Source organism: Marinospirillum perlucidum (assembly GCF_003336805.1).
Classification (GTDB): domain Bacteria; phylum Pseudomonadota; class Gammaproteobacteria; order Pseudomonadales; family Halomonadaceae; genus Marinospirillum; species Marinospirillum perlucidum.
This window is the reverse complement of sequence record NZ_QFWJ01000001.1, coordinates 494401-514426: the sequence shown is the minus strand read 5'-3', so window position 1 is coordinate 514426 and position 20026 is coordinate 494401. Positions and strand designations below refer to the sequence as shown.

The 20026-nt window shown below is 57.0% G+C and carries 14 protein-coding genes; 8 read left to right on the top strand and 6 right to left on the bottom strand.

The annotated features are described in order from the left end of the window. Positions 1–3: 3 nt before the first annotated feature. Together DFK18_RS02440 and DFK18_RS02435 are read right to left on the bottom strand one after the other, a co-directional pair. The gene (locus DFK18_RS02440) at positions 4–1992 is read right to left on the bottom strand and encodes a methyl-accepting chemotaxis protein (RefSeq protein WP_114416596.1); all 1989 of its coding nucleotides are present in this window, start codon (positions 1990–1992) and stop codon (positions 4–6) included. Positions 1993–2100: 108 nt separating this feature from the next. After that, positions 2101–2376 carry an acylphosphatase gene (locus DFK18_RS02435; RefSeq protein ID WP_114416595.1) on the bottom strand — a complete coding sequence of 92 codons (276 nt, stop codon included), beginning with the start codon at positions 2374–2376 and terminating at the stop codon, positions 2101–2103. Between the two features lie 93 nt (positions 2377–2469). On the opposite strand from DFK18_RS02435, the gene DFK18_RS02430 reads away from it, so the two are divergent. Further along, entirely contained in the window at positions 2470–3213 is a 744-nt protein-coding gene (locus DFK18_RS02430) for an EAL domain-containing protein (RefSeq protein ID WP_114416594.1), read from the top strand. Here the strand turns inward: DFK18_RS02430 and DFK18_RS02425 are convergent. Then, positions 3210–4286 (bottom strand): endonuclease/exonuclease/phosphatase family protein, encoded by a 1077-nt coding sequence (locus DFK18_RS02425; protein WP_218563879.1) that lies wholly within the window; start codon positions 4284–4286, stop codon positions 3210–3212. The two genes, DFK18_RS02430 and DFK18_RS02425, sit on opposite strands and share 4 nt — an antisense overlap. 59 nt (positions 4287–4345) lie before the next feature. Next, on the bottom strand, positions 4346–5068 hold the full coding sequence (locus DFK18_RS02420; RefSeq protein WP_114416593.1) for an NAD-dependent deacylase: 723 nt from the start codon (positions 5066–5068) through the stop codon (positions 4346–4348). An 80-nt stretch (positions 5069–5148) separates the two neighbouring features. Between DFK18_RS02420 and recC the strand changes: the two genes are divergently transcribed. From recC to DFK18_RS02385, 7 genes are all read left to right on the top strand, one after another. After that, positions 5149–8631 (top strand): exodeoxyribonuclease V subunit gamma, encoded by a 3483-nt coding sequence (gene recC, locus DFK18_RS02415; RefSeq protein WP_114416592.1) that lies wholly within the window; start codon positions 5149–5151, stop codon positions 8629–8631. Then, the gene (gene recB / locus DFK18_RS02410) at positions 8628–12380 is read left to right on the top strand and encodes an exodeoxyribonuclease V subunit beta (protein ID WP_114416591.1); all 3753 of its coding nucleotides are present in this window, start codon (positions 8628–8630) and stop codon (positions 12378–12380) included. Before recC ends, recB begins: the two co-directional genes overlap by 4 nt. Beyond that, positions 12377–14416, top strand: coding sequence for an exodeoxyribonuclease V subunit alpha (gene recD / locus DFK18_RS02405; RefSeq protein ID WP_114416590.1), 2040 nt, complete (start codon positions 12377–12379; stop codon positions 14414–14416). The genes recB and recD overlap by 4 nt, the downstream gene beginning before the upstream one ends. 22 nt (positions 14417–14438) lie before the next feature. Further along, entirely contained in the window at positions 14439–14810 is a 372-nt protein-coding gene (locus DFK18_RS02400; RefSeq protein WP_114416589.1) for a gamma-glutamylcyclotransferase family protein, read from the top strand. Next, on the top strand, positions 14797–16143 hold the full coding sequence (locus tag DFK18_RS02395) for an MFS transporter (RefSeq protein ID WP_114416588.1): 1347 nt from the start codon (positions 14797–14799) through the stop codon (positions 16141–16143). The genes DFK18_RS02400 and DFK18_RS02395 overlap by 14 nt, the downstream gene beginning before the upstream one ends. Before the next feature lie 22 nt (positions 16144–16165). Then, entirely contained in the window at positions 16166–17050 is an 885-nt protein-coding gene (locus DFK18_RS02390) for a LysR family transcriptional regulator (protein ID WP_114416587.1), read from the top strand. A gap of 98 nt (positions 17051–17148) precedes the next feature. Then, complete coding sequence (locus tag DFK18_RS02385) at positions 17149–17451, top strand: DUF7352 domain-containing protein (protein ID WP_114416586.1); 303 nt, start codon at positions 17149–17151, stop codon at positions 17449–17451. Positions 17452–17474: 23 nt separating this feature from the next. On the opposite strand, the gene DFK18_RS02380 is transcribed toward DFK18_RS02385, so the two are convergent. Together DFK18_RS02380 and DFK18_RS02375 are read right to left on the bottom strand one after the other, a co-directional pair. Further along, entirely contained in the window at positions 17475–18302 is an 828-nt protein-coding gene (locus tag DFK18_RS02380; RefSeq protein WP_114416585.1) for an alpha/beta hydrolase, read from the bottom strand. A gap of 12 nt (positions 18303–18314) precedes the next feature. Continuing rightward, positions 18315–19991: a GGDEF domain-containing protein gene (locus tag DFK18_RS02375; RefSeq protein WP_114416584.1), complete on the bottom strand. Its 1677-nt coding sequence runs from the start codon at positions 19989–19991 to the stop codon at positions 18315–18317. Between the last annotated feature and the right edge of the window lie 35 nt (positions 19992–20026).

Here is a 20026-nt window from a genome sequence, read left to right as displayed (position 1 = left end):
AGGTTATTTAAACGCTCGAATCAAATCACTCAGATCCTTGGACATAGACAGCATTTCTTCGCTGATATCGGTGATATGGCGCACCGACTGGGCATTATGGGAACTGGCTGAGGCAATATCGCGCAAGGCAATTACCACCTGGTTGCTGGCCGTTTTCTGTTGACTCGTGGACAGGGAGATCTGTTCGGCTGCACTGCTGGTCTGACTGGCTGCCTGCAAGAGGGCGTTCAGGTCTTCCGCCGTCTGATAGCTGACATCCATGCCCGCCTGGATGGAATTGGAGCCTTTCTCCGAGGTAATCACCAAACGGCTGATGGAATCCTGGATTTCCTGGATACGCTCTTCAATCTCGCGGGTGGAATCCGTCACACTATCGGCCAAGCGGCGGATTTCTCCGGCCACCACCGAGAAACGCTTGCCCGATTCTCCGGCACTGGAGGCTTCCAGGGCAGCGTTAAAGGCTATCAGTTTGGTCTGGTCGGCCAGATCATTGATCAGGTCCATAACCTTGCTGATCTGCTTGGATTTGGTGCCCAGCTCCATGATTTCCGCCAGACTCTTCTGGTTATCGGAATGGATATCCCCCATGCGGCTTTGTAGCTGCTGCATGGCATCCACACCCTTGCGACTGTTATCCAGGGTCAGATTGGCCACTTCCACCACCGATTGGGAATGGTCGGCGATCTGGGTCGAGGAGGTCGAGAGTTCTTCCATGGTCGAGGTGATTTCCGCCACGGATGAAGACATCTCCTCCACCGCTGCGGCCATGGAATGGGTGCTTTCATCCTGACGATCGGAATTACGGCTGACCAGACCGGCCGTGTAAGCCAAGCGGTCTGCAGAAGCAGACAAGCGTCCGGAACTCTGGAAAACAGAACTGATAACCCGGTTCAGTTTTTCCAGCAGACCATTGGTCTGCTGAGCCAGTTGCGATAGTTCATTATCCTTGGGAAGCCGCAAACGTTGGCTCAGATCCAGAGAATCGGTAATTTCGGCCAGTTGTTCCTGGAAGTCCTTCAGGGGGCGGGTGAGACTCACCGACAAGGGGTAGAGCAGGATCAAACTGACAAGAATCAGGGCTGCTCCCACCAATAAAGAGATATACAGCTGATGATTTATCGCTCCCATCAGCTCGCTGCGGGGCGCTTCCAGAACCAGAAAACGCTGAAGATCGGACACCCAGATGGAGCCAATGAAATAGTCTTCACCTTCCAGCTCACGGCTGGCCACCGTGACTGAGCCCTGATCCAGAAGTGGCTTCAATTCGTCTCTTGCCGCCAGTTTTTGGAGGTGCTCAACACCGTTGCCCACCTCGACTTCACCTTCAGCGGTCACCAGGGAGGCTCGACCACTAGCACCCAGACGATAATCACTGATCAGTTGGCCCATCTGCTGCATATCCAGACCCACACCCGCCACACTCACCGGCTGACCGTTATCCAGGGTCTGAGGGCTGCTGTAGTTGATAAACATGATCAGGTTCTGGCCGGAGAAATCATTAATATCGAGATTCAACTCATAAGGCTTATTGGATTTCAGGTAGTTGAAATACCAGGAATCCTCGGCCAGTCTCGGATCCAGGTCACGCTGCTTGATGCCTTCATTGCCATAATGAAGATAGTGAACTGTCTCGCCGGAATTACCGGCAACAAAAACCGTATTGGCACCCAGTTGCGTATGCAAGCGAGCCATTTCCCGTTCGATCGCATCCAGTTCCTCTGCAGGCATACCTCGCTGAATCCAGTCATTGATAAAGGTATTGGCAGCCAGAGAACGCGACAACTGGATGCTGGGTGCCAAGCGCAGGGCAACCTGGCTACCCAGGTGTTCCAGACGTGAAGGCAGCTCTTCCTGGGTGAGACTCTGCAGACGACTACTGGTGTAAAAGCTGGATTGCAAGGTCAGGGAAACAACCAGAACCAGTGCCAAAAGCAAACCAAAAGAAGCAAAAAGTCGCGAACGCAAAGGCAACTGATTCCATATCCGGCGCATAGTCGTTGGTCTCTTGTCTGAAGTCGAATTACAAAAATAGGGCAGTATTATGAGTTACAAAATGTAAACTACCTGCTCACCCCCCTGACTTGCAAGTAAAAATTGATTTTATCCCGTGGTAAATCCCTGTTCGGGAAAAGCATCCGGGGCGGGTAATTCTTCCACTAGATCCACCCGGGCCATTTCCGGTCCCTGAGCCAACCAGTCAGCCACTTCTGCAACCGCTTCCTCGGGACCCGCCAAACAGACTTCAACGCCTCCATCGGCAAGGTTGACCGCCCAGCCGGATACCCCCTTTGCCTCAGCCTGTTTTTGAGTGGATTTGCGATACCAGACCCCCTGGACACGACCTGAGACCTTAAATAGACGACAGCTTTTTTGCATACTCACTGACTCCTTTGCATGCTAATCTAGTTAGAAAGAGTAAAAATCACTCTGAATTAACCTTCATTGGCTTTCAAGTAAACGGAGATTCGGATGCCCCAGCTCCACCCCAAGGATAGCTGTAAGCAGTGTGCCCGCCCACTGGGTTTTGATTTCACTTTTGCCTTCCAGCCGCTGGTTGATCTCAAAAAACGCGAAATCTGGGGTTATGAGGCCCTGGTTCGTGGTGCCAACCAGGAATCGGCAGGCTGGGTGCTGGATCAGGTCAATGATGACAACCGTTATGCCTTTGACCAGGCGTGCCGGGTCAAGGCCATTAGCCTGGCTGCACAACTCGGGCTCAAATCCATTCTCAGCATCAACTTTCTGCCCAATGCGGTCTATGAGCCTTCCCACTGCATTCGCAGCACCCTGAAAGCCGCCCACGAAGTCGGCTTTCCCACGTCCAGAATCATGTTCGAGATTACCGAGTCGGAAAAAGTACACGACCCGGATCATCTGACTAATATTTTCAACCATTATCAGGAGCAGGGCTTTATCACCGCCCTGGATGATTTTGGCGCTGGCCACGCCGGCCTCAGCCTGTTATCACGCTTTCAGCCCGGCCTGATGAAACTGGATATGCAGCTGGTCAGGCATGTCGATACCGACACCACCAAACAGGTTATAGCCCGTGGCCTCTTGAACATCTGCTCCGAACTCGATATCCGCGTTCTTGCCGAAGGTGTGGAAACCAAAGCTGAAGCCGACTTTTTCCACGATCTGGGGGTTGATCTCTTCCAGGGCTATTATTTCGCCCGCCCCGGATTCGAATGCCTGCCCCCAGTCACTTTTTAAGGGCAGTTTCCGGCCAAACGATAGCCCGCCTCCAGTCCGGCCTCGACACTGTCAAAGTACACCCTATTCTGTTCACCGACTCGGCTGTAAGAAGGACAGTCGGGCCGGTGCAGAATCTTTGACCGTCGGTTCCCCAAAGGCAGCTCATCAGAAGCCTCTAGCTGCTCTTGATTACGGGAAAGGCGACTCAGGCGCTCCTGATCGACACCTGCCAATTCTGCATTACCGGTTAGCAGATAAACGGGGGCATGATCGGAAACCTCCCGCCGGGCCCTTTCATGATCCCAGCCCAGAAGTTCGGGAAAACGCAAAATCCCTGCCTCACGCACACCCAGGGCTTGAGGGTCGCGCATCCAGATATTGTCATAGAGGTTGGCATAGCGGCCGTTGCGAGATGACAGCGTGGTCGCACCCGAGGTGAATTGCGGTTCCACCCCCAGGCTCAAGAGTGGCTGCCAGGCAGGATGATCCGGCTCCAGATTAAAGTCACCCATCAATAGCAAGGGAGTTTGCGGGTAGATGTCTTCCAGCCAACGCCAGTAGCTGGTCAGCTCATCAATCTCTTCGGTCCGGTCGCTAACCCTGTCGCCATAGACGATATGCACGGTGGCCGCAGCAAACACCTGATCACGGGTCAGATCCCGAAAGCGGGCCGAATAGGGTTCGCGTGCAAAGAGATCACCCGGGTCGAGATAGACCACGGCCCCATCCATATAAGCCACCCGCTCACTGCGCCACAAGAAAGCATAAATCTCTTTGTAACTGGACCGCCCCACCCGGTGTGAAGCCAGGTATTGCCAGTCCTCGCCCGTTGCAGCCTCCAGGGCGGCATCCAGGTTTTCTAGTCCTTCCGGGGTCATGACTTCCTGAACCGCGATAAAATCAAAAGCCGCTGCCAGACTGCCCAGAGCGGTAAAATCGGTGCTGGATCCATGCCCCAGACGCTTGATATTCCAACTGGCCAGCGCCAGCCCCTGACGTGCATCAGCTGCCTGCAAACTGATAGAGACAAAAAGCAGGCACAACAAAAGCAGGCCCCGGGCCAACCCGGCGCCAAAAACAAGGCGTTTCATGAAAGTGCATCTCCCTGGGATTCAAGAAGACGCTAGTCTACCCCGTCATCCGGGTGGGCTTAAGCCTTGCCTGCTAAAATTTTTTCAAGGAATTCAGGAACCTTGATGGATGCAGGGCCGTAATAACCGGCATCAAAGGAGCGGCTGGTGGGTTCCAGATTGATTTCCACCGTGGTGGCTCCGGCCTGGCTGGCCAGTTCGGTAAAACCGGCAGCCGGATAAACCTGACCGGAGGTCCCCAGGGCGACAAACAAATCCGCTTCACTCAAAGCCTGATAACAAGCCTCCAAATGATAGGGTACTTCACCAAACCAGACGATATCCGGTCGCAACTGCTGGGGAGGATCACAGCAATCACAGACATCCTTCAGATTCAGGGGACCCGACCAGGGCCGGGCCCGACCGCTTTGACTGCAAAGAGCACTGAGTAGCTGACCATGCATGGAAATTACATCCCGGTTACCGGCCCGCTGGTGAAGATCATCAACATTCTGGCTGATCAGCGTAAACTGGCCGCCCTGCTGGCGAACTTCCTGCGCGAACCGCCCCAGCGCCTGATGAGCCGGGTTGGGTTGTATCTGGGGGTCCAGCAATTGGGCGCGGCGCAGGTTGTAAAACTCCAGAACCTTTTCCGGGTTGCGCTGAAACCCTTCGGGACTGGCCACCTCTTCGATGGAATGATTTTCCCAAAGACCGTTGGAATCGCGAAAGGTACTGATACCCGACTCGGCGGAAATTCCCGCGCCAGTGAGAACAACGATTCGAGAGTAGGCTAAAGACATAACTCTGTCCGTAATTCAAGATTTATACAGCAAGGCGATTAGCATAAGATACCGGCAGCTACCGGCAAAAGGAAGACAAGATGCTTGGCGAATCCCGCGAGGAACTCACGCCCGGAATGATGATTTTACAGGGCAACCGTCTGGAGGAGTTGCGTGATCTCCTGGTTCAATGGCTGGACCGCCACCCCCTGACACCCCTGGAAGACGAGCAGCTCCTGGTGCAAAGTAACGGCATTGCCCAGTGGCTGAAAATGGCCCTGGCTGCCGATCCGGCTGAAGGGGGTAGTGGCATTGCCGCCGCCATCAGAGTGGATCTGCCCGGTCGTTTTATCTGGCAAGCCTATCGCTGTGTCTACCCGGATCTGCCTACCAGCTCACCCTATGACAAGGACCCCCTGACCTGGCGGCTTTATCGCCTGCTGCAGGATTTTTCCAGCCTGCAGGCACAACTGGATGAACCCCAGGTGCTGGCCCCGCTGGCCGCCTTTCTGCACACGGATGCAGACCCCCGCCGCCTGCATCAGTTGGCCGCCAAGCTGGCGGATCTCTATGACCAGTACCAGATCTACCGCGCCGACTGGCTGCAAGCCTGGGAAGAACACCGGGATGTTCTCATCAGCGCTCGCGGCAGCAGCGAGCCACTAAGTGCCGAAAATCGCTGGCAACCGGTCATCTGGCGGGCTCTGGTGGCCAGCATTCGCAATGATGAGCATCTGGGCAGCGGTCGCTGGGACAAGACCAGCCGCGCGCGGATTCATCAGGAGTTTCTGGCCGCTTGCCGTGGCCGCACCCCGGAAGAGCGCCCAGCAGGCCTGCCCCGGCGGCTGGTGATCTTTGGTATTTCCTCTCTGCCCCGACAAACTCTGGAACTGCTGGAAGCCCTGTCCTCCTTCACCCAGATCCTGCTCTTCGTGCACAACCCCAGCCGCCATTACTGGGGGGATCTGATTGCCGGCAAAGAGCTCCTGCGCCAGGAATACCGGCGGCTGCGCGAACGCAAGCTGCCCAGTCATCTCAGCCCAGAAGAAACCCACCTCTACGGCCATCCTCTATTGGCTTCCTGGGGCAAACAGGGGCGGGATTATCTACATCTGCTGGATGAAAATGACCAGCCGGAAAACTACCGCGAACACTTTCAGCAGATTGATCTGTTTGTTTCCCCCGGTGAGTCCTGCCTTCTCCACCAGCTTCAGGAAGATATCCTGGAATTACGCTCGCTGGAGGAAATCCGCAACCGGCCCAACCGCCAGGTTGCTCCCGAGGATCTCAGCCTGGTGTTTCAACAGGCCACCAGCCCCCTGCGTGAAGTGGAAATCCTGCATGACCAGCTACTTCATGAAAGGGAAAAGGCCCACCAGGAAGGTCAGCCCCTGGAACCCAGGGACATCCTGGTCATGGTGCCGGATATCCAGGTATACACCCCGGCAATCCAGGCCGTTTTTGGTCAATACCAGAGGCAGGAAGAAACAGCCGACCCCCGCTACCTGCCCTTTCATATTTCCGACCAGGGCCAGCGAGGGCAGAACACCCTGCTGATAGCCCTGGAAAAACTCCTGCATCTGCCCAGATCACGCTTTACGGTTAGTGAACTCCTGGATTTGCTCGATACCCCGGCTTTGCGCCAGCGCTTTGGCTTGCAGGAAGCCGACCTGCCCCGCCTGAAAGAATGGATTCGCGGGGCCAATATTCGCTGGGGCCTCAATGGTGAACAAAGAGCCAGCCTGGATTTACCTGCTGGCCTGGAAGAAAACACCTGGATGCAGGGGCTCAAACGCCTGCTACTGGGCTATGCCAGCGGCTCCAGCCCTGCCTGGCAGGGTATAGAACCCTATGACGAGGTCGCCGGACTGGAAGCCGCTCTGGTCGGGCCCTTGGCGCTGCTTCTGGAAGAACTGGATCATTACCGCCTGGCGCTTCAGGAGCCGCGTCCCCCCGAAGCCTGGCGACAGCTTTTGGAAGAGCTACTGGCTGCCTTTTTCGAAGAAACCGATGCCCCCGACACCCTGGCCTTGAATCGCCTGGAACAACGTCTGGACGAACTCCAGGAGCACTGGCAGCAGGCCAGTTTTTACCGCGAATCCCTGCCTCTGGAAGTGATTCGGGAGGAATGGCTGGCCGGTATCGATCAACCCAATCTGACCCAGAAATTCCTCGGCGGCTCCATCAACTTTGCCACCCTCATGCCCATGCGCGCTCTGCCTTTCCGGCAAATCTGGCTTTTGGGCATGAATGACAAGGATTACCCGCGCAGCGTCCAGCCTGCAGACTTTGACCTCATGGCCCAGGATTACCGGCCCGGTGACCGCTCGCGCCGCGAGGATGACCGCTACCTGTTTCTGGAAGCCCTGCTCTCTGCGCGCGACAAGCTGGTAATCAGCTGGATTAACCGTGACCAGCGCGATCTGTCCGAACGCCAACCCTCGGTGCTCGTTGGTCAACTGCAAGACCACCTGGTCTCCGGCTGGCAAGCCTGTGATAGCGGCCAGCTTCTTGAGCAATTAACCCAGGAATACCCCCTGCAAGCCTTCAGCCGTCGCTATTTCGAACCGGGCCGTAATCCACGCCTCTTTACCTATGCGCATGAATGGCGCGAGGTGCATCATGGCAACATCCAGCCAGCCTCTCTGGATCTGCAAACCCGGCAGCCCGAAGGCAGCCTGCAACTGGCACAGCTCAGCCGCTTCCTGCGCCAGCCGGTTCAGCTGCATTACCAGCAACGCCTGGGGGTTCACTGGCAGAACCAGGAAGAAGTGGCCGAAGATGAAGAGAATTTCCAGCTGGATGGTCTGGAAAAATGGCAACTCCAGCAACGCCTGATCCAGCAGGTTCTTCAGGCCCGTCTCAAGCCGGATTTCAGCGATCCGGCCACAGCACTCGACCAGGCAGCCCTCAGCCTTCAAAGAGCTGGCTACCTGCCCCTGCCGCCCTTTGCCGACCCGCTGCGCGAAACCCTGACCCAGGAACTACTGGCCCCTCTGCAAAGCTATCTGGAGCTACAGGAACTCTTCCCTCAACAGTTACCCAACCTCAGGCGCACCTGGGAACTCAGCCCGCAGCTGCAACTGGAAGCGGATCTCAAGGATGTGCGCAGCAATGCATCTGCTGAGCAGATACGTATCCTCCTGCAGCCCAGCCGCCTCTATGCCGGGGATAGCTACAAGTGGTATCAACTGGTCCGCTACTGGCCGGAACATCTCTTTGCACAACTGGCAGGGCCAACCACAACACGCCTGCTGGGGCCGGATACCGATATCAGCCTGGCACCTCTGACTGCCGAACTGGCTGAAAAACGCCTATTGGAGCTGGCGGCAGCCTGGCAGGAAGGCTGGCGGCGACTGCTTCCCCTGCCCTGCAAAACCGGCTTTGCCCTTCAGGAAGAAAACCAGAAAATCCGCGAAATCTATGAAGGAAGCCAGCAAATTCCCGGAGAAAGCCAGGAACATCCCGCCTTCCTGCGCTTCTGGCCGGAATATGCCGACCTTGAAGCCAACGAGGATTTCCATACCTGGAGCCACCTGCTTTATCGGCCCCTGATAGAGCATTTACAGGAGGCCAAAGCATGAGCCAGACCCTCAACCTTCTCGACTTCCCGCTGCGTGGCAGCCAGTTGATTGAAGCCAGTGCCGGAACCGGCAAAACCTTTACCCTGGCCCTTCTCTATACCCGCCTGGTGCTCGGTCACGGTCAGGAAGGCACAGCCTTTCACCGCCCCCTGACGCCCCGGGAAATCCTGGTGGTTACCTTTACCGAGGCAGCGGCCGAAGAGCTGCGTGATCGCATTCGTGCCCGTCTGGTGGAAGCGGCCCAGCTTTTCCAAAGCCAGGCTGACGCTCAACCCGAGGAAGGCCCGCTGGAAGCCCTTAAAGCCAGCTATCCGCCCGGTGACTGGCCCAAGTGTGCCTGGCAGCTACAATTGGCTGCAGAAAGCATGGATGAAGCCAATATCTCCACCATCCATAGCTGGTGCAACCGCATGCTGGTGGAGCACGCCTTTGATACCCGCGGCCTCTTCAATCGGGAGCTGGTGACCGACACCAGCGATCTCTTTGCCGAGGTGGTGCGCGATTACTGGCGGGTTCACTTCTACCCCTTGCAGCGCCCGGCAGCCGAACTCATCACCACCGAATTCGCCTCCCCGGACAGCCTGGAAAAAGCGCTCTGGCCACTGATGAGCAATCCCCCGCGCCAGCCCACCTACCGGGGCCAACCTCTGGTTGTCGAGGAACTCCAGCCGCATCTGGAAGCTCAGCTAGAGGCCCGTCAGGCTCAGGCTGAAGCCACAGCGACCCTCAAGGCAGCCTGGCTCAAGGATTGGCAGGAAATCACCGCCTACCTGCATGAAATCCGAACCAGCTTCTATAAGAAACTCGCCCAGGCAACGCCGGAAGCCTTTGACGTGCTGCTTGAAAAAATTCTTAACTGGGCACAGGGTTCGGGTGAAAAACCCAAAGAGCTGAATTTCCTGGCGCTGGGCCATTTTCCGCTTCTGACCAAGGCGAAGGATCTGGAAATCCGTCCCTTTGAAGCCTTCCGCCTGCAAGCCGAGGCGCTGGAAACAGACGCGACCCCTTCAACAAGCCAGCCTTTAAGGCCCCTGCTACTGGCCCATGCTGCCCCCTGGGTGGCAAAAGCCTACCAGCAGCGCCTTAAAGAACGTGCAGAAATGGGCTTTGATGACCTGCTCATCCAACTGGAAGCGGCCCTGAATCCGGACAAGGCCGGCGACTCAGCCGAACAACTGGCGGCCATCCTCAGAAAAGCCTTTCCTGTGGCGATGATTGATGAATTCCAGGATACCGATCCGGTGCAGTTTGCCATCTTCCAGCAGATTTATCGGCTGGAAAAGAAAGACCCCGACACCGGCCTGATCATGATCGGGGACCCCAAGCAAGCGATCTACAGCTTCCGCGGGGCCGATATCCATACCTACCTGCAAGCCCGGCAGGCCACCGAAGGGCGTCACCATACCCTCAAGCGCAATTTTCGCTCCAGCCAAGGCATGGTGGAAGCGGTCAATCAACTCTTTGCCCAGGCCGAAGAAAACTACCCGGCAGCCGCTTTTCGTTTTCAATCCGAAGAAGGGGATAATCCCCTGCCTTTTGTTCAGGTAGAAGCCGCAGGACGCGATGAAGAACTCTATCTGGAGGGGCAGCCTGCCGCTGCCATGACCTGCTGGCAGTTCCACCCGGAAGAAGGCAAATCAGTCATCGGCATGCAGGAATACCGCGACCAGGCTGCTGCCAGCGCCGCCAGTCAGGTGGTGCAATGGCTGCAAGCCGCGCAAGAGGGCAAGGCCGGATTTGGCCAGGAGGGTCAGATCACCCAGCCCCTGCAAGCCTCCGATCTGGCCATACTGGTGAAAAATGCCACGGAAGCCCGTGCAATTCGCCAGCAACTGCGCAAACGCCAGGTCGCCAGTGTCTATCTGTCCGACCGGGAATCCGTCTTTTCCTCCCAGGAAGCCGCCGATCTCCTGCACTGGTTAGCTGCTGTCGCCGAACCCGGCCAGGAAAAAAGGGTTCGCGCCGCTCTGGGCAGCAATACCCTGCGCCTGCCCCTGGATCTTCTGGCTCTCTGGCAGGAGGATGAGCTTGCCTGGGAGGAACAGATGGATCTTTTCAGCCGTCTGCGCCGCATCTGGCAACGCCAGGGGGTGCTGGCCATGCTGCGTCGCCTGATGGAAAGCTACCAGCTACCCGCGCGTCTGCTACAGGAAGCCGAGGGTGAAAGGATTCTGACCAATCTCCTGCATCTGGCCGAATGGTTACAGGAAGCCAGCACCCAACTGGATGGCGAACAGGCCCTGATCCGGCATCTGGCTGAACATCTGGATGCCCCGGATGAACAGCAACTGCTGCGCCTGGAAAGTGATGCCGATTTGATCAAGGTGGTCACCATCCATAAATCCAAGGGGCTGGAGTATCCGCTGGTGCTCCTGCCCTTTATTTCCAGCTGGCGGGAAATCAACGGCAAGATCAAACAACAACCCTGGGACAATGACCAGGGGCGTTTTGTGGAAATCTCGGACCCCAAAACCTTCCCTCTGGCCTGGAATGAAGCCAAGCAGCGAACGCTCAACGAAGACCTGAGACTCCTTTATGTCGCCGTCACCCGTGCTCGCCATGCCTGCTGGCTGGGAGTAGCACCGCTGAAATCAGGCAATAGCAAAAAACCCCAGCTGGAGCGCTCGGCCCTGGGTTATCTTCTGGCGGGTGGTGCCAGCTTTGCTTCCCCGGACGCGGTTTGGGAGAGTCTGGAACAACTGGCCCAACGCAGCAGCCACCTGCAACTGCAAGCCGCCCCGGCCATCAACAATCACTGCCTGCCTGGCGAAGAAGGCCCTCAGCTGGAGCCCGCGCGTTCTCCGGAGCATTTACCCCGACTGACGCCCTGGTGGATTGCCAGCTATTCCGCACTCGGCTATAGCGCTACCGCCACTAGCAACCAGCAGCCCCAAGAGCCGGAAACCGCTGAAGAAGCCACGGCCGCAGAAACAGCCCAGGAACCCAAGGAAACACGACCTCGACCGGCGCTTCTGCAAGCCGACCAGCTGATGGATTTCTTTCCTGCAGGCAGCCGTTACGGCACCTTTCTGCACAACCTGCTGGAATGGGCTGCCGCCCACCAATACCAGGATCTACGGGGGTTCGCTGCCGCGGCAGCGGATGATTGCGGTCGTCTGGAAGTAATACGCCAGCGCTGTCGCACACCGGATCTGGAAAGCCTTGTCGAACCCCTGAGCGCCTGGCTCAAAGACTTTCTGCAACTGGTGTGGAAGCCGCTACCCGGCCACTTCAGTCTGAGCGGGCTCAAACCCGAACAGCTGGCCGTGGAGATGGAATTTCTTCTGGCCAGTCATTGCGTTGACATCACCACCCTGGATCAAATGATCTGCCAAGCAACGCTGGAGGCCGCACCTCGCCCGGCAGCGGAAGCCGGTCAACTGAATGGTTTTCTCAAGGGCTTTATCGACCTGGTGGCCTATCACCAAGGGCGTTATTATGTGATCGACTGGAAATCCAACAAGCTGGGCGCTTCCGCTTCGGCCTACAGCCAGGAAGAACTCAGGGAAGCGCTGCTGAAAAAACGTTACGACCTCCAGTATGTGCTCTATATCCTGGCTCTGCATCGACTGCTGAAAAACCGCCTGCCGGATTATGACTATGATCGCCACCTGGGTGGTGCCGTCTATGTCTTTCTGCGCGGCAGCCTGCATGAGGATCAGGGGCTCTTTATGGACAAACCTCCGGCAGAACTCATCTGGGCGCTGGATCGCCTTTTCAGCAAGGATAAGCAGGAGGCAGAGGCATGAACCCCCAACTGGAAACAGATTTACGCGCCTGGGTCGAGGCAGGAGCCTTGAGACCCCTGGATCTGGCCCTGACACATTTTATCGGCAAAGAAACCGCCAGCCAGAATCCCGCCTTGCTCCTGGCAGTAGCCCTGGTCAGCGAACGCAGCCGCCACGGTCACGTCTGCCTGGATCTGCAAGCCTGCCTGGAACATCCCCAGTCTCTGCTGACCCCGGCTTTTACCGAGGACCCCGCCCCCCTTCACCAGCAACTCGCCAACTGGCTGCCTGCCTCGACCGCTGACTGGGTCCGGGAACTGCTGAGCAGCCCTGCGCTCAGCGATGCCCGTAACGGAACAACCAGCCAAACAGCCAGCCCACTGGTGCTCGGTGGTACGCCAGCCCGACCCCTGCTCTACCTGCGCCGCTACTGGCAGGATGAACAAAGCGTGCGCCAGGGCTTGCAGGCGCGTCTGCAGGGGCACTACTCCATCCCGGAAACGGCCAGCCAACTGATAGCCAGTCTTTTCCCGCCGCTGCCCGAAGGGATTCCACAACCTGACTGGCAGAAAATAGCTTCGGTGATCGCCGCTTTAAGTCAATTTGCCATCATTACCGGCGGGCCGGGAACGGGTAAAACCACTACGGTGGTACGCCTTCTGGCTCTGCTACAGGGTTTGCAGCTACTGGAAGGCAAGCAGCCCCTGCAAATCCGCCTGGCCGCACCCACCGGCAAGGCCGCCGCCCGTCTCAACGAATCCCTGGGTCACAATATTGCCGCGCTGCAACTGGATGGCTCACCGTTAACACCGGAACAGCAGACTCTTTGCCGGGACCAGCTACCCAAGGAAGTCACCACGGTTCACCGGCTGCTGGGCAGCCAACCGGGAACCCGGCATTTCCGCCACGATGCAACCAACCCCCTGGGCGCTGATCTGGTGGTCGTGGATGAAGCCTCCATGGTGGATCTGGAAATCATGGCCCGCCTGATCACCGCCCTGCCGCCCCAGGCGCGGCTGATTCTTCTGGGCGACAAGGACCAGCTGGCCTCGGTGGAAGCCGGTTCCCTGCTGGGCGATCTTTGTGAAAAGGCAGAAGCAGGCGGCTATACCCCGGCAACCCAAGAGGCTGTACTGGCTCTGACCGGCGAACCCCTGAAGGACCCCCACAGCGGCCAAAGCCTGACGGACCCCCAGGGCAGCCCCCTGCAGCAGGCCACCGCCATGCTCAGGCACAGTTTCCGCTTTGATCGCCACCCCGGCATCGGCCAGCTAGCCTACCGGGTCAACACCGGCCGGGCCAGTCTCAAGGAGCTGCAAGCCTGTTTTGACGAGGACCGGCAGAGACCAGACCCTTCTCTGGCGTTTTTATCCATTACAGAACCTCAGGATTCGGCTTTTCTATCCCTGGTCACCAGAGGTTATCTGCCCTACCTGCAAACCCTGGAAGAGCAACAACCGGCTGCGGGAGCAAGTCAGGAAGAACTGGATACCTGGGCTGAAGCGGTTTTTGCCCAGCACCGGCGCTTCCAGCTACTGACGGCACTACGCCAGGGCAACTGGGGCGTGGAGGAACTCAATGCGGGCATTTATCAGGCCCTTAGAAATACCGCCACAGGTCGCCGACTCCTGCCTGCCGGACAACCCCTGTGGTATAGAGGGCGGCCGGTTCTGGTCACCCGCAATGACTACAACCTGCAACTGATGAATGGCGATATCGGCATCTGCCTGCAATTACCAGGGCCGACGCCGGAGCAGCCGGGGCCGCTCAGAGTGGCTTTTCCCGATGCCCACAAGGGCGTTCGCTGGCTGCTACCCAGTCGTTTGCAGGCAGTGGAAACCGTTTTTGCCATGACCGTGCACAAATCCCAGGGGTCGGAGTTCAATCATACCGCCCTGCTACTCCCCCCTCATGACAGTCCGGTATTAACCAAAGAACTACTTTATACAGGCATTACCCGCTCCAGCGAGCAGTTCAGTCTGATCAGCTCCAACCGGCGGGTTTTGGAACAGCTATTGCTAAGGAAAGTGGAGAGAGCCAGTGGTCTTAACCTCTAACAGTAATCGTAAGGAGTACAACGTGCCCACTCTGATCGCCGTCTACGGCAGTCTCAAACAGGGACAGAGTAATCATCACTATCTGGAAAAGGCCCGTTTTCTGGGTCAGGATAAAATCCACCAGATCGTCTTGTATGATCTGGGCCCCTATCCCGGTGCCAAGCTCAGCAGCTCGCGGGGTATTGATGTGGAACTCTATGAAGTCGATACGCCCACCCTGGCAAAAGTCGACCAATTGGAAGGCATTAGTCGTCAAAACGACGAACAGGGCCTCTACTACCGGACACCTTTGAAAACCCGCCTGGGACAGGCCTGGGTGTATATCTACAATCCACCGGTGGGAGGGCGCAGAGTCATTCGCCAGGGAGGCTGGTCCAGCCATGGCCACAACTGAAGACCCGACACGGTCCAAACCAGGCCGCCATCGCCATTGGACCGCCAGCCTCTACGAGCGCCTGGCCGAAGAAGATGAAGGACGCGTCTGCAAGGATATTTCCGAAGAAGCCTGCCGGGAAACACCGGGCAACTTTTTCTATACGCTGATTGCCAACACCCTCAGCAGCCTGGCGGACAAGCTGGCTTCCAGCAAAACCACCCTGCCCTGGTTGCTGCTTCATCTGGGCGGGCCAGGTTGGATGCTGAGTCTACTCGTGCCCTTGCGGGAATCCGGCTCGCTGATGCCCCAGTTGTTGATTGGTGCCCTGGTCAGACGCCAACCTCTACGTAAATGGATCTGGGTCGCAGGTGGCTGCATCCAGGGGCTGGCACTTTTGCTGATGGGCTGGTCAGCTCTGGCGCTGGAAGGCGCGGCAGCCGGCTACGCCCTGCTCGTTTTATTAACCCTCTTCAGTTTGGCCCGCGGGGCCTGCTCAGTGGCCTTCAAGGATGTGCAGGGCAAAACCATCCCCAAGACACGGCGTGGACGCCTGGGTGGTTGGATCAGTTCCGTCTCCGGTCTGGTCACGCTGGGGCTGGGTCTACTGCTAGGCAGCTTTTTCCAGGAGGCTTCGGCCACGGCCAATGCCCTTCTGCTCCTGGCAGCAGCCATTTTCTGGTTCCTGGCCAGCCTGGTTTTCAGCCGTATTATTGAATTCCCCGGTGCCACCGAAGGCGGCGCCAATGGCTTTACCGAAGCCATCAAGAAACTCAGCCTGCTCAAGGAGGATCGCCCCTTTCGCCTTTTCGTCATCGCCCGAGCCCTGGCCATGGGTTCGGGCCTGGCTGCTCCCTTTTATCTGGCTCTGGCCAGGGATAATCTGGGGGAAGGCCTGGCCGTACTGGGCCTGTTTATTGCCGCCGAAGGCTTGGCCGGGTTAATCAGTTCGCCTATCTGGGGGCGCTTGGCGGATGATTCCAGCCGCCGTGTTTTCAGTCTGGCTTCGGGTCTAGCTGGCGGAATTTCTCTCGCCCTGGCCCTGATTTCCTGGTTGCCCCTGCCCACCAGTCTTGATTGGGCCGTCTATCTCCTGGCCTTCCTGGGACTGGGCATTGCCCACTCGGGTGTGCGCCTGGGTCGCAAAACCTATATGCTGGATATGGCTGGCGGCAACAAGCGCACCGATTATGTTGCGGTCAGCAATACCGTAATCGGCTTTTTGCTCCTGGGCACCGGTCTTCTGGGTGCCCTGGCCGCACTGGTATCCCTTCAGGCTGCACTGCTTCTCCTGGGGCTGGGTGGCGTAATCAGTGCCTATATGAGCCATCAGTGGCCGGAGATTTCCGGCTAACCGGGCAAAGCGAGGCTTTTCAGTGCTATCACGACTGAATTTGCGGCATCTGTATTATTTCTGGCTGATTGCCCGTGAGGGCTCCATGAGCCGTGCCAGTGAATTACTGGAACTGGCCCCCCAGACCCTGAGCAGCCAACTGGCGGCTTTGGAAGCCAGCCTGGGCCAGCCGCTTTTCCGGCGTGAAAAGCGCAGTCTTCTACTCACCGAGTACGGGCGCTGGGTGTTTCAGTATGCCGAACAGATCTTTGCCCTGACCCAGGAACTGGAATCGAGCCTGGAACAATATAACCATCAGGGCCCTCTCAAGCTGAGTATCGGCATTTCCGCATCCATCCATAAACTGATTGCCTATCAGCTGATCGAACCCATCTATCAGCTGGAACGCCCTCTTCAGCTACGTTGCCATACCGGTCAGGTGGATGATCTTTTCCGGGGTTTGAAAAAACAGGAATACGACCTGCTTCTGACCGATTCCCTGCCCCTCAGCTTCAACCAGTCCGGTTTGACGGCTCATCATCTGCTCGATTCACCCATCAGCCTCTTTGCCACGGCCTCTTTGGTAGAAGAACTCAAAGATGATTTTCCGGCCAGCCTGCAGGGCCGCCCCCTGCTGGCCAATTCCATGACGACGCCCTATTTCGCCAGCCTGATGGACTGGTTTCAGCAACAGCAGGTGCATCCACGGGTAGTAGCAGAAATTGACGACAGTGCCCTGATCAAGGTTTTCGGCAGCCAGGGCCGGGGGATCTTTGCAGCGCCCCAGGCCATTGCCGATGAAGTCTGCCGCCAGTATCAGGTCACCAGTCTGGCGACAATCGACGAGGTGCACGATTCCCTTTTCGCCCTGACGCGCACTCGGCAACCCCGCCACCTGGCGATCAGGGCACTCCTGGAAAAGCAATAAAACATCGAAATAATCGAAGAATAGAAATTAATTTATCTGTTTTTATCTGCCGATCTTTTGCCTAATCTTCAAGTACGCCAGACAAGAGGAGGCAGATCATGAAAACCATTCACAAATACCCCTTGAACTCAGCAGACACCACCCTGCTTAAGCTTCGCCGCGGTTATCGCCTCGTGCACAGCGAATATCTGGTCACAGAAAAAGCGGTTTTCGTCTGGATTGAAGTGCCTCTGGATGTGGATCTGCCGGAAGAAACCCTGGCACTGAAGGTCTACCGTACCGGTGAGCCCCTGCCCAAGGCACTGGAGCACCTGGACACCGCAGTCGACCCCTTTGGGCCCGAGGCCTACCACGTCTACCGGGTCAAGGAAGAAAGCAGCAGCCTGTCACGAGTCGCCTAAACGCAGGCGCTCAACCGAGCGCCTCAGGCAGTTGCTTCTGAACTCTTTTCTTCCAGCAGGGCTGTCAGAGCTTCATCAATTGCTCTGGCGCCCTCTTGCCAATGGCTGTCCAGCATCAACCCGTGACCGGCTTCCGCCCAGTAAGCCGAACACCCGTAGGTAGCAGCGGTCAGGGTAACCATGGCCGGTGGAATCACGCGATCCTGCCGCGCCCCGACGACTGCCAGCGGCGTTTTTCTGACCTGATGGATTCGCGGCAGATCCAGCCAACTCATATCCCAGAGCAAAGCAAAGGATTCAGGCACCAGCTGGTGCATCCAACGCAGGAGCTTATCAGCCTCTACCGGCCCGACAAACATGGCCTGATGAAACTCGGCCGGGGTGGTCAGCTCAGGAAAGAAATAACTACGGGACAGAGTCAGGGACTCCAGGGGATGACTGAATAAATTGGCCCAGCTAAGAGGAACCAGGCCTTGCGGTGGCACACTCGCCAAAAGGATTGCACCGCGTCCACGAAAACGGCTGAGGTAGCTCTGCACCACCATGCCCCCCATCGAATGCCCCACCAATAGTGGCTCCTGGCCATGCTTACGGCGAATAATATCGATGGCATCACTGAGATCCTGCACATAATCTTCCAGGCGATACTGGCCAGCCGGGTCCGGTGCCGAGGAACGGCCATGGCCACGAAAGCTCAAGGCATAGGCCTGATAACCCTGGTCGGCAAACCAGGGCAGATAATACTCATCCCAGATCCAGGCACCACTGAAAATACCGTGAACAAACAGAACCGGAACCCCCTCGGGGTTACTGGACAAACGATAGAGAAGTTCAAGCTTGGAAATTTGCATGGCCCACCTGTTTTAAGTTGCCTGTTGGGTAAATTCTTGACTGATCACCAGGGTATTCTTCCCATCCCTTTTACCCTGATAGAGGGCTTTATCCGCCCTTTCCAGCAAATTGGCTGCAGTATCCGTTTCCAGACCTTCAGCCACACCCGCGGTAGCGGTCAAAGTCACCTGATCAGCTTCCGTAACTGCAAAGGGGCGCTCTTGTAGTTCATGCAAACAGCTTTCAATCCAGCGGGTTGTAGCTTCTAAAGGCAAGCCCAGAAACACCAGGGCAAATTCTTCGCCGCCATAACGGTGAATCTTGACCTCTTCGCGCGCCTTTTCCTTAAGCAACTGACTAAAATGCTGTAAAGCCAGATCACCCTGAAGATGGCCCCAGGTATCATTGAACTGCTTGAAATCATCCAGATCCACCAGCGCCACCACCAGCGGCAGCTTTTCTTCCCTCAGACAACTGAGCGCTTTATCCAGGTAGCTATCCAGGTGGCGACGGTTAAACAGCCCGGTCAAGCTGTCACGATCACTGAGCTGCTGCAAAACCAGACGATCACCAGCCAGCTCTTCCTTTTCCTGCTGTAAAACCTGAATGCGATCGGCAAGCGCCAGGGAGAAGAGCAGAATTTCGCTGACCGCCCCCAGTTGAAAACCATAGTAGGTTAAAAAGTGATGAGGCAGAATGCCCTGGGCGGCAAGAATAAACAGGGTGACGCCCAAAATTAGGAAGCTCCAGGCCAGCAGCAGCCAACGGGCAGGCCGAAAGGCTCTCAGCTTCCAGGCTCGCCAACTGGCTACAACCACCAGCAGGATCACCACGGGGCTGACCAGCGAATAAACCAGAACCATCAATCCCGGCCAGGGTAGCCAGGCCAGCGGCAGTAGAACCAGCAAGACCCGCTGCATCCAGTGGAAGGAGGGGACGAGCCAGGGGTCCTGATGATCCAGACGCAGAAAACGGCGTACAAATTCCAGGGTTAAAAGATTGCTTAACCCGGTCGCGGTAAACATCAGGGATTCATTGGCGGCAAGGCTGAGAAAAGGCAGAAAATTAAAGCTCAGCCCCTTCTGAAAAAAGAAATACAGGGCCACACTGCAAGCAAAACCCACATACCAGAGATAGCTGGGGTCTTTCAGGCGCTGGTAAAGCAGCAAATTATAGATAGCCAAGCCCAATACCAGACCGAAATAAGCCCCTTGCAGCAGGTAAAAAAGCTGCTGGTCACGGGCGGTGGCCTCCCGAGTCTGCATAAAGATGCCCAAGCGCACGGCCTGGCTGGTTTCCAGACGCAAAAGATAACGGCTGTCTGCCTCCAGGCTAAAACGCGGCCGGGCTGCCGGTCGCTTCTCGCCCAAAAAAGAGACTTCCAGAACCGGATTCACCGGCTGCCAGATGGCGGCAAAGGTTGTTTCCGGTGACAGTTGAAAGAGGGTCACCTGGTGCAGCAGAGGGTTATTGATGTAAAGCTCTTGGTCGCTCAGGTCTTCCGACGTGGTAAAACGCAGCCAGATAACTTCATCCTGAAGGCCCAGATTAAGATTGCTATTCCAGTCAAAGACCTCCCTCACCCCTTCCTGCTCGGCAGAATTGGGCAAAGAAGACTGCGAATACTCCAGCCAGTACAAGTCCTCCGCAACCGCCGCTCCAGGCAGGTGCAGGAGAAACAACAACATCCAGTAGGCAAATTTTTTCATCCTGAAATCTCGTAGCTTCCCCAAGATTCTTAAAA

Coding starts and splice junctions, on each gene's coding strand:
- DFK18_RS02380 (WP_114416585.1), bottom strand. CDS start 18,302: ATGCAAATTTCCAAGCTTGAACTTCTCTATCGTTTGTCCAGTAACCCC.
- recC (WP_114416592.1), top strand. CDS start 5,149: ATGCTTGGCGAATCCCGCGAGGAACTCACGCCCGGAATGATGATTTTA.
- recB (WP_114416591.1), top strand. CDS start 8,628: ATGAGCCAGACCCTCAACCTTCTCGACTTCCCGCTGCGTGGCAGCCAG.
- DFK18_RS02425 (WP_218563879.1), bottom strand. CDS start 4,286: ATGAAACGCCTTGTTTTTGGCGCCGGGTTGGCCCGGGGCCTGCTTTTG.
- DFK18_RS02430 (WP_114416594.1), top strand. CDS start 2,470: ATGCCCCAGCTCCACCCCAAGGATAGCTGTAAGCAGTGTGCCCGCCCA.
- DFK18_RS02385 (WP_114416586.1), top strand. CDS start 17,149: ATGAAAACCATTCACAAATACCCCTTGAACTCAGCAGACACCACCCTG.
- DFK18_RS02440 (WP_114416596.1), bottom strand. CDS start 1,992: ATGCGCCGGATATGGAATCAGTTGCCTTTGCGTTCGCGACTTTTTGCT.
- DFK18_RS02395 (WP_114416588.1), top strand. CDS start 14,797: ATGGCCACAACTGAAGACCCGACACGGTCCAAACCAGGCCGCCATCGC.
- recD (WP_114416590.1), top strand. CDS start 12,377: ATGAACCCCCAACTGGAAACAGATTTACGCGCCTGGGTCGAGGCAGGA.
- DFK18_RS02435 (WP_114416595.1), bottom strand. CDS start 2,376: ATGCAAAAAAGCTGTCGTCTATTTAAGGTCTCAGGTCGTGTCCAGGGG.
- DFK18_RS02375 (WP_114416584.1), bottom strand. CDS start 19,991: ATGAAAAAATTTGCCTACTGGATGTTGTTGTTTCTCCTGCACCTGCCT.
- DFK18_RS02420 (WP_114416593.1), bottom strand. CDS start 5,068: ATGTCTTTAGCCTACTCTCGAATCGTTGTTCTCACTGGCGCGGGAATT.